We start from the raw sequence: 14,409 nt of genomic DNA, 5'->3' as shown, positions 1-14,409 counted from the left end.
GTGTGGTGGATGTGTTGGGGGGTGTGGGTGTGGGGGGTGTGGTCGACGAATCGTTTGTGTCCGATGACGGCGGCGTAGTCGCATCGGTGGTGCCAGCGCATGTGGGCTTCGATGTGGTGGTGGAAGGTGAGCATGTCGGCGTCGAGTCGGAGGATGACGTCGCCGGTGGTGTGTGCGGCGCCGGTGTTGACGGCGTGTGCGGAGCCCCATCCGCCGGGGTCGGGGGTGATGAGTCGGGTGTGGGTGGGTGTGATGGGTGGCAGGGTGAGTGGGGGTTGTGAGGCGTCGTCGACGATGACGACTTCGGTGAGGTGGTCGGGGTAGGTCTGGGCGGCCAGTGCGGCCAGGACGAGGTCTAGTTTGTCCTGGTGGTTGTGTGCGGGGATGACGACCGAGACGGTCAGGGTGGGTGTCCACTCGCCCAACGCCGGCGGACACAACACCGAATAATCATTCCGACGGACAAGTGGAGCCGGCATTTCCGCGGCCTCTCCGACACCGGTCGTACACTCAGGATTATCAGTAAATTCGGCTTCGATTATCTGCGCATTCACTGAGAATTCACTTTCCTGGAGAATTGAGGGTGCATCGTCTCGTCGAGATCGGAATCCTCGTCGAACGTGATTGGCGGGATACTACCGCGCGAAAGCCGCCCTCCTCATTCCGGTGCGACACGACGACACGGGTCGCAAGGCACGAAGTCCCACGCCAGCAGGCGGTTCATGGCGAACCGGGCACGACGTGAAGCACGGGTGCCGACGCCGTATTTTCGTGGCGCCGGTGAATACCGACCGACCGGAATTGCGCCGTCGATTCCGGACGGGTGGACATGATAACGGCCGGGCCGGTTCATGTACGGTCTACCCGTGCGATCAGATGCCTATCCGCCGCAATTGCTCGACGATTATCTCGCGGTTTCTCGGCGCAGACATCCCACGGCGTTGTACGCGACGGCGTTGCGCACCGGTTCGGTCGCGGCCCGGCGGCTCCTGGCGCGCGCCGCGAACCCCTCCACGACCCTGGAGGAACTGATCCGCGCCGCCACGGCGGGAGAGGACGTACCCGGTCCGGTCGATGTGGCGGCACTGGCGGACCTCGCCGGGGTCGTCGCCCTGCAGAACGCCCGTCCCGGTGACGTCGCGGACGGTCTGGCGTTGTACGACCTGGCGTCACGGCGAGGCGGTCCCGCCCGCATCCCCTCACGTCACCAGGGGATTCACGCGCAGCTCGTGTACCGGTACGGCGATCACGCCTCGGCCGCCCGGTTGTTGAGGACGTACAGGTCGATGCCGGCCTTCGTCCGATCGACTCTGGAACTGGACCTGGCCAATCCGTTCACCGTCCCCGGCGCCGACGCGCAGACGTGGCTGGCCCGGTTGAACGCGCTCCTTCCCGCGCCGTCGGTCGGACTCACCGGCGAGGACGCGGCCCCCTTCGACCGGCTCACCGCCACGGCCGCACCGAACGACACCGCCCGGCTGATCACCGTCGTGGTGTCCGCGTACCACCCCGGCACCGGCCTGCTGACCTCGGTGAGGTCGCTGCTGGCCCAGTCGTGGCGGCACCTGGAGATCCTGGTCGTGGACGACGGATCCCCCGCCGAGTACGACGCGGTCCTCGCCGAGTGCGACGCCCTCGACGAACGGGTCACCGTGATCCGGTTGCCCCACAACGGCGGCACCTACACCGCCCGGAACACCGCGCTGGACGTCGCCCGCGGCGAGTTCGTGACCTTCCACGACTCCGACGACTGGGCACACCCGCTCAGGCTCGAAACCCAGGTCACCCCGCTGCTCCGGCAACCGCGGCTGATGGCGACCGTCTCCCACGCGTTGACCGTCAGTGACGAACTCGTGGTCACCAAGCCCGGCCGGAGCATCAAACCACTGTGTACTCCCTCCACGATGTTCCGCAAGGAGGAGGTGACGGCCCGGTTGGGGTACTTCGACAGCATCCGCAAGGCCGCCGACACCGAGTACCTGCGCCGCATCACGGCCGTCTTCGGCGGCGAGTCGCTGTGGAAGTCCGGGCAGATCCTCACCCTCATGCGGCAGGGCGCCGACTCCCTGTCGCGCGCGGAGTTCCGGGCCGGTTGGAAACACCCGGCCCGCGAGGCGTACCAGTCGGCCTATCAGCCGTGGCACCACGACATCCGGACCGGTATCGCCGACCCCCACCTAAAGGTCGACGCCGAACCGCGCCCGTTCGCCGTCCCCGGGCGTTTCGCCAAACGTCGACCGCAGGAGCCCCAGCGGTACGACGTCGTCCTCGCCTGTGACTGGCGGCCGTTCGGCGGACCGCAGAAGTCGATGCTGGAGGAGATCGCGGCGCTGACCGGTGCGGGCGTGAAGGTCGCCGTACTGCACCTGGAGTCCTTCCGGCACATGACGGAACTGCAGAAGCCGCTGTGCCGGCCGATCCAGGAGTTGATCAACTCCGGAACGGTCGGCCAGGTGCTGCCCACCGACGAGGTCGAGACGCGCCTCCTCGTCCTGCGGTACCCGCCGGTACTGCAGTTCCGGGCCGGTGAGACCACCGCGATCCGGCCGGAACGGATGGTGATCCTGGCCAACCAGGCGCCCTCGGAGATGGACGGCAGCGACCTGCGCTACGTGCCGTCGGCCTGTACCGAGATCGCGCGGGAGCTGTTCGGGGTCGCACCGGTCTGGTACCCGCAGGGACCGGCCGCGCGTGCCGCCCTGGTGCCCCTGCTGCCACCGGAGGACCTCGCCTCCGACGACATGCCGGGGATCATCGACGTGAACCGTTCGGTGATACCCCGGCACGGGTTCCGGTCCGAACTGCCGGTCGTCGGCCGCCACTCGCGCGACGACTGGACGAAGTGGCCCGCCGACGCCGAGACCCTGTTGCGCGTGTATCCCGACTCCCCCGACGTCGACGTGCGCATCATGGGTGGCGCCAAGTCGGCCGGGGCACTGTTGGGCGGCGGCGAACCGCCCGCCAACTGGCTCGTGTACCGACGCGACGAACTACAGGTCGACAACTTCCTCCGCCAACTCGACTTCTACGTCTACTTCCCACACCCGAACATGATCGAGGCGTTCGGCCGGGCGATCCTGGAGGCACTGGCGGCGGGTTGCGTCACGATCCTGCCCCGCCACTTCGAAGCCGTGTTCGGTGACGCCGCGATCTACTGCGAGCCCGCGGAGGTCGCCGCCGTCGTCGCCGAGCACCGCGCCGACCCGTCCCGATTCCTCGCGCAGAGCCGACTCGCCCAACAGCGGGTACGGGAACGGTTCAGCCACCAGTCGTACCTGGATCTGATCCGGCCGTTGCTGACCGCTCCGGCCGTCGCGCCGGCACTGCCGCAGGACTCCGCCCCGGTGGGGACCGCCACCGCCGCCCCACCGGGATGACGGCGTCACCCCCCGCGCTCACCGGCGTGCGTCCGGCCCGGTTCCCCACCGCACGTCGGCCGGGAAGCCCATACCCGGACCGGCACACCACACCACACCGAACCCCGAAGAGAGGTACACCGTGACCCACACGCTGCGCGCCGTCGCCAGGCGTATCCGTGACAAGGCCCGGAAGACGCCGCCACCGGTCCTGGCGGCGGCACTGGCGGCGACGGTGCTCGCGATCATCGTCGTGCCACTGGTGATCGTGGCGGTACTGGCGCCCGTCACGGTGACCGTCGTGCTGGTGGGGATCATCTCGGCGGCCACCACGGCCGTGGTCGCCGCCATGTGGGTGAACCTGGCGCGCCAATGGCAGGCCACCCGGGCGGCGAACGCCAGGATCGAGGTGGCGCAACGCCGGATCCTGGCCGCCATAGAACAGCAACGCCTCGACGCGGAACGGCGTGAGTCCGTCTCCGTGTGACCGCCGCGCGAAGACCCGTGAAGCCGGCGTCGCGCACCTTCCGGCGCGAAGCCCCCGACCCTTCTCAGGCCGTCAGGCCCGCCGCATGACGGCCCGCCGCGGCACAGGCCAGGAAGTACGCCAGGTCGGCGTCCAGGCCACGCCCCATCGTCGACAGCCGGACCGGTGACCGGCGCATCGCCTCCACCAGACCCTCCGCGTCCACCGGGACGACCCGGTGACGGCTGCGAAGCGGCTCCAACTGCTCCGATACGCGCGCGGCCAGCTCGGGCGCCAGACCGGTCGGCACCGGCAGGTCGGCCGCGGCGAGCGCCACCCGCCCGTACGCGGTGAGACTGTGATGCGACACGCCCACGTGGCGGTCGCGGGCGTCGGCGTCGGAGATGCGCAGGGCACCCACCGCGCGACCTCCCATCGCGGCGGTCGCGTTGACGGCGTCCCCGCACGCGGTCCCGGAGAACCCCCACGTGGTGCCGGTGCCCAGATTGCCGGGACCCTGCGTCACGATCGCGATGTCGGCGCGCAAGACCTGCCGGGCGGCCAGCAGGCCGGTGTGCACGTTGGTCGCCTCCAGGTCACCACCGAAGGTCTGACCGGTCGTGACGGTGCCGGCGAGCGTGCCGGACAATCCGTCGAGGGTGCGGGAGAACCACGCCGGCAGCGCACCACCGTCGGTCATGACGTAGGCGACCCGGGCGTCCGGCCTGTCCAGCAGGATGCCCGCCAGGATCGCGGGTAGGGCCGAGTGCAGGTCGTGCACCACCACCGGCATGCCCGCGACGTCGTCGACGGCCGTCATCGTCTCCCGGTGCGGGGAGTCCTCCTCGTCGACGGCCAACCGCATGGTCTGCTGCGGGGTGTACCGCGCCTTGACGATGTGTCCGGGACCGTCGACGTCCTCGGGCAGCCGGTCGGGGAGCGCCACGACGAGGGCGTAGCCGCCGGTTCCCAGGCCCTTGGCGAGGGCGTTGCAGTTGAGCAGCACGCGGTCCCCGACCCGGGGTGTGCCCACCAGCTCCGGGTACGCCAGCGCCTTGGCCGAGGACCTGTCCTGCGGATCGCGGGCCTCGATGTCCACCAGGACCTCGCAGGACCCCCGCCACGTTCCCCGGATCTCGGTCACGGTTCCGTATCGCCACCTCAACACGGCGGTCACGTTAGCATCACCACGACACCGTGATCCCGGACGTGCCAACCGGTCCGGCGAACGGCCCGCAAGACCACCCCGATCTGCGTTGTCACCCCGGATCGTCGGGCGATACCGTCGTGACGTGTCTCGCCTGCGCACCGAACGACTCGTCAACCTCGTCATCTGCCTGTTGTCGTCCCGGCGGTACCTCACCGCCGAGAAGATCGCCGCCACCGTGCCCGGCTACGCGCACGACGCCGCCGACACCCGCGCCCACGAGGCGTTCCAGCGCAAGTTCGAACGCGACAAGGCCGAACTGCGCCGACTCGGCGTACCGCTGGAGACCGGCACCAACAGCGTGTTCGACTCCGAACCCGGGTACCGGATCGCCAGGCGCGAGTACGAACTCCCCGAGGTCCGGCTCACCCCCGACGAGGCCGCCGTGCTCGGTGCCGCCGCACGCCTGTGGCAGCACAGCAAACTCGCCGCCGACGCCGGGGACGGCCTGTGGAAGCTCCGCGCCGCCGGAGTCGACATCCGAGGCGGAGAGGAACCCGACGTCGCGCCGGTCCTGACCGTCGACGAGGCGTTCGCTCCGGTGATGACGGCGGTGCGGGAACGCCGCGAGATCCGCTTCGAATACCTCGGCAAGACCGACGACGCCTCCGCCAAACGCCGCCTGCAGCCGTGGGGGCTGGCCTGCCACCGCGGCCGCTGGTACGTGGTGGGACTCGACCTCGACCGGGACGCGACCCGGTGCTTCCGACTGTCACGGATCACCGGACCGGTACGGACGGCCGGGAAGGCCGACGCGTACCGCATCCCCGAGGGCGTCAACCTGCTCGACCACGTGGCGAACTTCCACGCCGACGTCCCGGAACTGCCGGCCCGCCGCGCCACCATCCTGGTCGCACCCGGCCGCGCCGCCGGGGTGCGCCGCCGCGCCGAACAGATCAGCGCCCGCCAGGCCGACGGCGACCGCCTCGTGCTGACCTTCCACGACCCCCGGCGGTTCGCCGCCTGGCTGGCCGGCTACGGCGCCGACGTGACGGTCCTCGAACCACCCGAGGTACGCAAGGAGCTGGCGACCCTGCTGGCCGACATCGCCGCCAAGTACACCGAGACCGCGTCGACCCGCCACGAGGTGACCGCATGACCAGCGCATCCCACCTCTCCCGAGTGCTCAACCTGGTCCCGTACCTGCTGGCCCGACCCGGCATCCGGATCGACGCCGCCGCCGAGGACCTCGGAATCACCGTCGCCGAACTGCGCGACGACCTCACCCTGCTGTGGATGTGCGGCCTGCCCGGTTACGGTCCCGGCGACCTCATCGACATCGCCTTCGACGACGACACCGTCACCGTCACCTACGACGCGGGGATGACCCGGCCCGTGCGGCTCTCACCCGACGAGGCGCTCGCCCTGGTGGTGGCGCTTCGCATGTTGGCCGACACCCCCGGACTCAGCGACCCCGACGCGGTGGCGCGCACGCTGGAGAAGGTCGCCGCGGCGGCCGGCGACGCCGCGGCCTCGGCGGCCCGCATCAGCGTGTCCAGCACCGTCGACGACGCCCAGGTGGACGTCTTCAGCGGCATCGTGGCCCAGGGCCACGCCGTCCGGCTCACCTATTACAGCGCCGGACGCGACACCTCCAGCGAACGCGTCGTCGACCCGATCCGCGTGGTCATCGCCGACGACCACGCCTACCTCCACGCCTGGTGCCGCCGCGCCGAGGACGTCCGCCGGTTCCGGCTCGACCGGATCGACGCCTACAAGGTGCTCGACGAACCCGCCGACATCCCGCCACACGCCCGCGACCACACCGGCTCGCCCGGGGCGGCGTTCGCCGACGCGGACCTGCCGCGGATCGTGCTGCGCGTCGACAAGTCCGCGCGGTGGATCACCGAGCAGTACCCGTGCGAGTTCTCGGAGCCGCAACCCGACGGCAGTTGGCTGGTCACGATGCGCGCCCGCGACCTCGAATGGGCCAAACGCCTGGTCCTGGGCCTGGGTACCGAGGCGGAGGCCCTCGAACCGCCGAGACTGCGGGAGATGCTGGCCGCCGACACGCTCGCGACCCTGGCCCGCTACGACGCCTGACCCACCACTACAGTCGTCTCATGATCTGGCCGTGGGTTATCTGGGGTGCGGTGGGCCTGGGCGTCGTACTGATCGTCGTCGGCGTCGCCGCGGTGATGCGCGAACTCCCTCCGCTGCGGCACGCCGTGCTGAAACTGGCGCAGCGGCAGGCGGCGGCCGACCGGGTACGGGTGAAGGTCGAGGCGTTGCGGCAGGACGTGGAGGCGTTGCAGGCGAAACTCCCGGCGAAGCCGGAGTGACGTGACTCCGGTGACCCCGGCACGGTTCGGTAAAGATCCCGGATCGGCGCCACGGCCGGGTTGACGATCCCCGGCGAGAGGCGTCATGCTTGGGCCGCACATCGTGATTGATGCGATGCCGCCCGCGTCATGCGGGCCGATCCCGCATACGATGGGGACATCCCCGTCACAACTGGAGGAAACGACATGGGTGCGCTCAAGCCTTGGCACATCATCGTGCTCGTCGTGGTGCTGATCCTGCTGTTCGGTGCCAAGAAGCTGCCCAGCGCCGCCCGCGGCCTCGGCCAGTCGCTGCGAATCCTTAAGTCCGAGACGAAGACGCTGCGGGACGAGGACGTCGAATCGGAGTCGAAGGCCGACGTCAAGCACAGCCGGGAGCCGTTGAACCGCACCGTCATCGACGCGGAGACCACCTCGGTCCACGGCGACAAGCCACGTGAGCAGGCGTGATCACCGGCGTAGCCGCGGAACACGCTGATGGCCTTCACACTTCGCCGACGGAAGAAGTCCAAGTTCCAACAGGCCGCCGACGGCTCCATGACCCTGATGGACCACCTCAGGGACCTGCGAAGCAGGCTGTTCAAGGCAGTCGTCGCGGTGGTGGTCGGAATGCTGGCCACGTTCGCGTTCGCCACGCAGATCCAGGACTTCATCAACGCCCCTTACTGCGACTTCTACGCCGAGCAGTGGGTGGCCAGCGGCAACGACCTGTCGGATTACAGCTGCGACTTCAACGTCGTCGGCCCCCTCGACAACTTCCTCCTGCACCTGCGTATCGCACTGTTCGCCGGTCTGCTGGTGTCCGCCCCGGTCTGGCTGTACCAGTTGTGGGCGTTCATCGCACCGGGCCTGCACAAGCACGAGCGCAAGTACACCTACTACTTCGCCGCCGCCGCCGCGCCGTTGTTCCTCGCCGGTGCGACGCTGGGGTTCTTCGTCATCTCCAAGAGCCTTCAGTTCTTCCTGCAGCTGAGCAACTCCTACGACCTGACGGTCGACCTGACCGGCTACTTCGACTTCGTCACGAACGTGATGCTGCTGTTCGGCGCCGGTTTCGAGTTCCCACTGGTCGTCGTGCTGCTCAACGTCATCGGACTGGCCAGCGCGAAGCGGTTGCTGAGCTGGTGGCGCGTCGCGACGTTCCTGGTGTTCCTGTTCTGCGCGATCGTGACCCCCACGCCGGACCCGTTCGGGATGACGGCCCTGGCGCTTCCCATGGTCGGGATGTACTTCGCGGCGGTCGGATTCGCCTTCCTCAACGACAAGCGCCGTGCCCGTAAGGACTCCGACTGGGACGAACTCGATCCGGACCAGGCCTCCGTGATCGACGACGAACCCGCCGACGTCGGGGAACCCGAGCCCGTGGCGGCCCCCGGCGGCGGCGACGTCGCGGTGATCGAGGAGGAACCCGAACGCCGGGACCGGATCGCCCGCCGCTACGACGACGACGCGACCTGAGATCCGCTCAGACGGTGAGACGAGGAGGCGGGCCACCCGAACGGGTGGCCCGCCTCCGGCGTCTTCGTCACTCGGTGTCGGTGGCCTCGATCTCGGCCTTACCGGTGACCACGGAGTTCACCGCGATCTTCTGCGGTTGGACCTTCGGCTTGGTGACGTCGGCGACGCGCACCTTGAGAAGGCCGTTCTCCAGGTCGGCCGAGATCTGCTCGGCGGTGGTGCCCTGCGGGACCGTGAAGGTCCGGTTGAAGCCACCACGCCGCAGACCACGCGCGATGTAGCGGTCGCCCTCGGCGACCCGGCTCTCGGCACGCTCACCGGAGACGGTGAGTTTCCGGCCGTCGAGGGTGATGTCGATCGCCTCGGCGGCGACACCGGGAAGAGCCAGGGTGATCACGACGTCGTCGCCCTCGGTCGCGATGTCGGCGGCGGGGGTGAACCCGGCGACCTCACGTCCGAAGGTCTCGGCCATCAGGCGGTCGAACTCCGAATCGACACGCGAGGACAGGAACCACGGCTGGCGGTAACGAACGAGCATCTGCGATGCCTCCTTGACAGGTTGCCTTAACTGGCACTCTCGGGTGGAGAGTGCTAACACCGGTATAAGACAACCCGGCACGGCCTGGTATTTCGCCTTGTGGCCCGGATCTCATTCCGCGTCGGCTCGTTCCGCCGCCCTACAGGAAGAGGGCACTCAACCGGGGCATCCGCCGCCGCATCTCCGCGTCGTCGTCGAAGTCGAAGTCCTCGCCGAGGACGAGTGTCTTCGACACCGCCGGCCGCGCCGCCGCGTACCGCCGGTCGGCCTCGTAGAAGTCGTCTCCGCCGGTGCGACGTTCGTACGCCCGCGCCGCCGCGTACCGCACCTCCTCCCGGAACAGCAGGTCCTCACCACCGCCGTCCCAGCCCTTCGCGACCTCCGGATGATCCGCCAACGAGTCCGGAGCCGCCAGGACCCGCCCGTACCAGTCCCGGCCCAGGGCGATCACGCCCGCCCGGAAGTCCATGAACGAGTCGTCGGAACAACCCCCACCGACCAGGTACGCCGCCGCCCACAGATCCCACCGATACGCCGCCGCGTCCACGACGTCGAACCACCATCCGAACGCGGTGATCCGTTCCGGCGGTGACCCGGCGAGGCGCGCCGTCAACGCCTCCTCGTACGTCCCCGGGTCGCCGTGGGCCGCCTCGATCAGATCCCAGAACCCGTTCTCGTCCATGACGGACACCCTGCCACCGCGGTCCGACACCGCCGGTCCGTGGACGGCACAATGCCCCGGCCGGGCGGAGTGGCCGGGGCATTGGTCCGGGAGTGGCGGGTCAGCCCTTGACGCACACCACCTGCTTGAGCCGCGCCGTGACCTCCACCAGGTCCGACTGCGCGGCGATGACCTCGTCGATGTCCTTGTAGGCGGCCGGGATCTCGTCCACGACACCGGAGTCCTTCCGGCACTCCACACCCGCCGTCTGCGCGGCCAGGTCCTCCGTCGTGAACTGCCTGCGTGCCTTGTTACGGCTCATCCGGCGTCCCGCGCCGTGCGACGCCGACTCGAACGCGTCGGGATTGCCCAGGCCGCGCACGATGAACGACGACGCCCCCATCGAACCGGGGATGATCCCCATCCGGCCGGCACCCGCGTGGATCGCGCCCTTCCGGGTCACCAGCAGCTCCTGCCCGCCGTGTACCTCCTCGGACACGTAGTTGTGGTGGCACGAGATCTCCTCGTCGAAGCTCACCTTCTTGAACCGGGTACGCATCACGTCACGCAGCAACGCCATCATGACCGCGCGGTTGCGCGCCGCGTACTCCTGCGCCCAGTAGAGGTCCCGCCGGTACGCCTCCATCGTCGGCGTGTCGCTCACGAACACCGCCAGGTCCGGGTCGGGCAGGTCGGCGTTGTGCGGCAGACTCTTCGCCTTCTCGATGTGGTACTGCGCCAGACGGTTGCCGATGTTGCGGGAACCGGAGTGCAGCATCAGCCACACCTGGCTCCTGGTGTCGAGACACACCTCGATGAAGTGGTTCCCGCCGCCCAGGGTGCCCAGTTGCTGCATACTGCGGCCCTTGAGGCTCTGCGCCGGCGCCGCCAGGTCGTCGAACTCGGACCAGAAGCCGTGCCAGCCCCGGAAACCCGTCCGCAGATGGTCCACGTCCACCGAGCGCTTGTGAGAGGCCTGTCCGACCGGGATCGCCTTCTCGATCGCCGACCGCAGCCTCGACAGGTCGTCGGGCAGGTCCTCCGCCCGCAACGACGTCCGCTGCGCCGTCATACCGCAGCCGATGTCCACACCCACCGCGGCGGGCGACACCGCTCCGCGCATCGCGATCACCGAGCCGACCGTGGCACCGATCCCGTAGTGCACGTCCGGCATCACCGCCACACCCGTCACCCAGGGAAGCGCCGCGACGTTGCGCAGTTGCGCCAGGGCCTGGTCCTCCACACCGGCGGGGTCCGCCCACATTCGGATGGGCGCCCCATCACCGGCCAATCGACTGAACGACATCGGCACCGCTCCCTTCCGGACATTGCGACAGTGCGTGCCGAGAAACGATTGTGAGGCAAGCCATCCCGCCCGGCCACTCAATTACGCCACAACACCGTCCGTGGCCGCCCGCCGACCACGCCGCTCACGCGCCGCGACGTGCTCCGCGTGTTGCAGGCACGCCCGGCGCCACAGCACGTCCATTTCGGCGACGTCGAAGCGCAGGCCGAACTCGTCCGCCAACGTCGCCACGAAGTCGTCCCGGTCCGCCACCGTCCGCTTGCGACGGCCACCGGGGACGTCGGGTCCCGACTCCGCGCACACCCGTCCGCGCAACACCACGTACCGGTCGGGCCGCACGGTTCCCGCCATCAGCGACCTCACGAAACCGGAGGAGGGTGACGTCGACAACTCCCGGCACCGTGCCGCGAAGTCGGAGGGCCGCCGCGGTGTCACGTCGAAGTCGAACGACTTCACCGAACCGTGCGGGTCGGGCCTGCAACGCCACACCTCCTCGGTCAGCCGTTCCAGTCGGTGCACCATACGGCCCTGCCACACGGTCCCCTCCGCCAACGCCAGCGGTTCGAGGAAGCCGTCGCCCAGACCCGCGTCGACGAGCCGGTCGCCCTCGTCGAGGTGGACCAGGAGCACCATGTGATTCCGCCACGCGGACTCACCCTCCTGCTCACGATGCACCGCACCGGCCATGACACGGACCCGGAAACCGATGGCCGTCAGCGCCGCCAGCAGCACACCGTTCATCTCGTAACAGAAGCCACCGTGCCGCCGCTCCACGATCTTCCCGTACAGGTCGTCCACGTCCTGGCTCACCGGCCGCCCCAACTGGATGTGCAGGGTCTCGTAGGGGACCGACAGCAACATCGCGCGGTGAATCGCCGTCAGCGTCGGTAGATCGGGCCGCGCCGTACCGGTGAAGCCGATCCGATCCAGGAAACCCCGCAACCGGGAGGGAGAGAGCATGCCGCCGAATCTAGACCCGTCGCCACCTCCGAGACCACCGCGAAACCGCCGGAACGGCGCCCCACCATGCGCCCCACCACCGACGGCCGGGGGCGCCACGACACCTGAGAATCGCGCCACGTCACACAGCACGGACGCTCCGCCACTCGCCGTGACAGACTGGCCGTCGTGATCGATCGCCACGCACCGGCCGCCACACCGGCCACCGAGCCCGCCGGCCCGGCACACCAGGGCATCATGATCGACTCCCCGGAGACCCGGGACCGTGACGACGCGATATGGCTGCACCGAGACGGCGACGACACCCACGTGTGGATCCACATCGCCGACGTCGCCGGACGATTCCCCGCCGGCACCGCCGCCGACCGGCTCGCACAGCGCCGCGTCCACACCAGGTACCGGCCCGGCCGGATCGATCCGATGCTTCCCGAGACGGTCGAGCAGGAGGCCGCACTGCGGCCCGGGGGACCTCAACCCACCATGCGGATCGCGCTGCGCTTCGACGAGTCCGCCGCCGTGACCGACATCACGGTCGGGCGCGGACGACTCCACCACGCCCACACCCTGACCTACCCGCTGACCAGCCGGGTCCTCGCCGAACCGTCTCACCCGTTGTACGAGGTCCTCGACCACGCCCGCCGACTGGCCACCGCCCTGCTCAGCCGCCGCCGACGCGCCGGGGCACTCGCGTTCTACGACCTCCACCGCGGTTACGCCACGACCGAGGAGGGCCACCTCGTCCGCCTCGCCGACCACCAACGACACGTCGGATACCTGATCGTGCAGGAACTCATGATCGCCGCCAACTCCGCCGTCGCGGACTGGTGCATGGCACGCGACCTGCCCATCCTCTTCCGTAACCACCGCGCCGCCACCGTCGCGGGCGACACCACGGCACTCCTCGACGAACTCGCCGCCGCCCAGGCACGCGACGACCCCACCGGTTACGAACGCCTCCGCGACCGGATGACCCTGGTCCAGTCGCCCGCCTCCTACGACACCCGCGTCCTCGGTCACCACGGACTCAACCTCGCCGGATACACCCACGCGACCAGCCCGCTGCGGCGCTACGCCGACCTGGTGAACCAGCGCGTCCTGCTGGCCGCCGCGGCCGGGGAACCCGCGCCCTACGACGACGCCACACTGGCCGCACTCGCCGAACACGTCAACGAGGTCACCCGTGAGGAACGACGGCGACGAGCCGAACGACACCGCACCGCCGCCCGCGACGACACCCGGCGCCGATTGCGGTCCGCCGGGCACGAGGACCTGTCCGCCGCCGACTTCGGCAAGGTCGTCAGGCTCGCGGTCGCCGAAGGCCGGGACGTCCCCGAACTCATGGCGGAGACCCGCCGCCGTCTCCACGCCGGCGAACTCGCACTCCGAGACCGGTACGAGATCCTCATCGGCGCCACCGCGCCCGCCTGGCGGACGCTCCGGGAGGACGTCCACCGCGGCATCTGCGACTCACCCGGCGAGCCGGTCACCGTCGTCAACCTGCACGCGCAGGCGCACTCCGACAGACCCGTGACACCCGAGACGGTCGAATGGACGGTGGAGGACGTGGGGGACGTCCGGCAACCCCGCTTCGCCGCGACGGTCACGCTACGGCTGCCGGAGGGCGAACACCGCTCGCCGACACGGGCCGCCGGCACCAAGAAGGACGCCAAGCTACAGGCCGCCATCGCCCTACTCGCGACCCTGACCGGCCTACCCGACCGATCACACGACGCGCCGCCCCCCACCGCGCCGCCGCCGGCGGCGGCGAGACGGGTACCCCCGGAACGCAACGCGGCGATGGCCGTGAACGAGTACGGCCAGCACGGGACGATCACCGGTGTCCAATGGCGCTTCCACCGGGAAGGGCCACCACACGAGCCGGAGTTCACCTGCACGGTCAGCGCCCTCCTTCCCTCCGGACACCGCATCGAGGCCACCGGCTCGGCGGGCGGCAAACAGGCGGCGAAACTCGCGGCGGCCACCCGGCTGCGCCACACGATCGAAGAGGCCCTCACACCCACCGGAGGTGACACGTGAACACGCGGTTGCGACGTCTTCTGCACGAACCCGCCGCCGAGGTGGCACCACGACTGCTCGGCTGCCTCATCTCGCACGGCGAGGTGACGATCCGGATCACCGAGGTCGAGGCGTACAGCGGTGAGGGGATGGACCCCG

15 protein-coding genes (1 of these 15 only partly in view) are annotated in these 14,409 nt (G+C 69.6%); 9 read left to right on the top strand and 6 right to left on the bottom strand.

Translation table 11 applies throughout. From position 1 onward, the window contains the following. Positions 1 to 443 (bottom strand): glycosyltransferase family 2 protein (locus tag LX16_RS00685; protein ID WP_211354213.1); only part of this gene is annotated, 443 nt, incomplete at its 3' end. 423 nt (positions 444 to 866) lie between these two features. On the opposite strand from LX16_RS00685, the gene LX16_RS00680 reads away from it, so the two are divergent. Together LX16_RS00680 and LX16_RS00675 are read left to right on the top strand one after the other, a co-directional pair. After that, complete coding sequence (locus LX16_RS00680; protein WP_211354212.1) at positions 867 to 3,377, top strand: glycosyltransferase; 2,511 nt, start codon at positions 867 to 869, stop codon at positions 3,375 to 3,377. Positions 3,378 to 3,498: 121 nt separating this feature from the next. Then, complete coding sequence (locus LX16_RS00675) at positions 3,499 to 3,843, top strand: hypothetical protein (RefSeq protein WP_147131489.1); 345 nt, start codon at positions 3,499 to 3,501, stop codon at positions 3,841 to 3,843. 64 nt (positions 3,844 to 3,907) lie between these two features. Here the strand turns inward: LX16_RS00675 and LX16_RS00670 are convergent, their stop codons facing one another. Next, positions 3,908 to 4,990, bottom strand: a complete 1,083-nt coding sequence (locus tag LX16_RS00670) for a DUF3866 family protein (protein ID WP_147131484.1) — start codon at positions 4,988 to 4,990, stop codon at positions 3,908 to 3,910. Between the two features lie 124 nt (positions 4,991 to 5,114). Between LX16_RS00670 and LX16_RS00665 the strand changes: the two genes are divergently transcribed. The 5 genes from LX16_RS00665 to tatC all read left to right on the top strand — a co-directional run bounded on the left by LX16_RS00665 (position 5,115) and on the right by tatC (position 8,769). Beyond that, complete coding sequence (locus LX16_RS00665) at positions 5,115 to 6,128, top strand: helix-turn-helix transcriptional regulator (RefSeq protein WP_147131481.1); 1,014 nt, start codon at positions 5,115 to 5,117, stop codon at positions 6,126 to 6,128. Next, on the top strand, positions 6,125 to 7,072 hold the full coding sequence (locus LX16_RS00660) for a helix-turn-helix transcriptional regulator (protein ID WP_147131478.1): 948 nt from the start codon (positions 6,125 to 6,127) through the stop codon (positions 7,070 to 7,072). Before LX16_RS00665 ends, LX16_RS00660 begins: the two co-directional genes overlap by 4 nt. Before the next feature lie 20 nt (positions 7,073 to 7,092). Then, positions 7,093 to 7,311 (top strand): hypothetical protein, encoded by a 219-nt coding sequence (locus tag LX16_RS00655; RefSeq protein ID WP_147131475.1) that lies wholly within the window; start codon positions 7,093 to 7,095, stop codon positions 7,309 to 7,311. 186 nt (positions 7,312 to 7,497) lie between these two features. Further along, positions 7,498 to 7,761 (top strand): Sec-independent protein translocase subunit TatA, encoded by a 264-nt coding sequence (tatA, locus tag LX16_RS00650; RefSeq protein WP_147131472.1) that lies wholly within the window; start codon positions 7,498 to 7,500, stop codon positions 7,759 to 7,761. 27 nt (positions 7,762 to 7,788) lie between these two features. Then, a complete protein-coding gene (tatC, locus tag LX16_RS00645; protein WP_147131470.1) occupies positions 7,789 to 8,769 on the top strand; it encodes a twin-arginine translocase subunit TatC in 981 nt (326 codons plus the stop codon). Positions 8,770 to 8,836: 67 nt separating this feature from the next. Here tatC and LX16_RS00640 read toward each other — a convergent pair whose 3' ends face one another. From LX16_RS00640 to LX16_RS00625, 4 genes are all read right to left on the bottom strand, one after another. Further along, positions 8,837 to 9,307: an Hsp20/alpha crystallin family protein gene (locus LX16_RS00640; protein ID WP_147131467.1), complete on the bottom strand. Its 471-nt coding sequence runs from the start codon at positions 9,305 to 9,307 to the stop codon at positions 8,837 to 8,839. A 139-nt stretch (positions 9,308 to 9,446) separates the two neighbouring features. Beyond that, a complete protein-coding gene (locus LX16_RS00635; protein WP_147131464.1) occupies positions 9,447 to 9,989 on the bottom strand; it encodes a DUF4240 domain-containing protein in 543 nt (180 codons plus the stop codon). A 100-nt stretch (positions 9,990 to 10,089) separates the two neighbouring features. After that, on the bottom strand, positions 10,090 to 11,274 hold the full coding sequence (locus LX16_RS00630) for an RtcB family protein (RefSeq protein WP_147131461.1): 1,185 nt from the start codon (positions 11,272 to 11,274) through the stop codon (positions 10,090 to 10,092). An 81-nt stretch (positions 11,275 to 11,355) separates the two neighbouring features. Further along, entirely contained in the window at positions 11,356 to 12,234 is an 879-nt protein-coding gene (locus LX16_RS00625) for an arylamine N-acetyltransferase family protein (RefSeq protein ID WP_147131458.1), read from the bottom strand. 168 nt (positions 12,235 to 12,402) lie between these two features. Here LX16_RS00625 and LX16_RS00620 point away from each other — a divergent pair, with 168 nt between their 5' ends. Both LX16_RS00620 and LX16_RS00615 read left to right on the top strand, forming a co-directional pair. Next, a complete protein-coding gene (locus LX16_RS00620) occupies positions 12,403 to 14,271 on the top strand; it encodes an RNB domain-containing ribonuclease (RefSeq protein ID WP_147131454.1) in 1,869 nt (622 codons plus the stop codon). After that, on the top strand, positions 14,268 to 14,409 hold the start of the coding sequence (locus LX16_RS00615) for a DNA-3-methyladenine glycosylase (protein ID WP_147131449.1). The gene runs 491 nt beyond the window's last position; only the first 142 of its 633 coding nucleotides appear in the window; the start codon lies at positions 14,268 to 14,270; its stop codon lies off the right edge, out of view. Before LX16_RS00620 ends, LX16_RS00615 begins: the two co-directional genes overlap by 4 nt.

Origin of the sequence: Stackebrandtia albiflava (genome assembly GCF_007994225.1) — a bacterium.
GTDB classification, from domain to species: Bacteria; Actinomycetota; Actinomycetes; order Mycobacteriales; family Micromonosporaceae; genus Stackebrandtia; species Stackebrandtia albiflava.
This window is presented reverse-complemented; position numbering and strand designations above follow the sequence as displayed.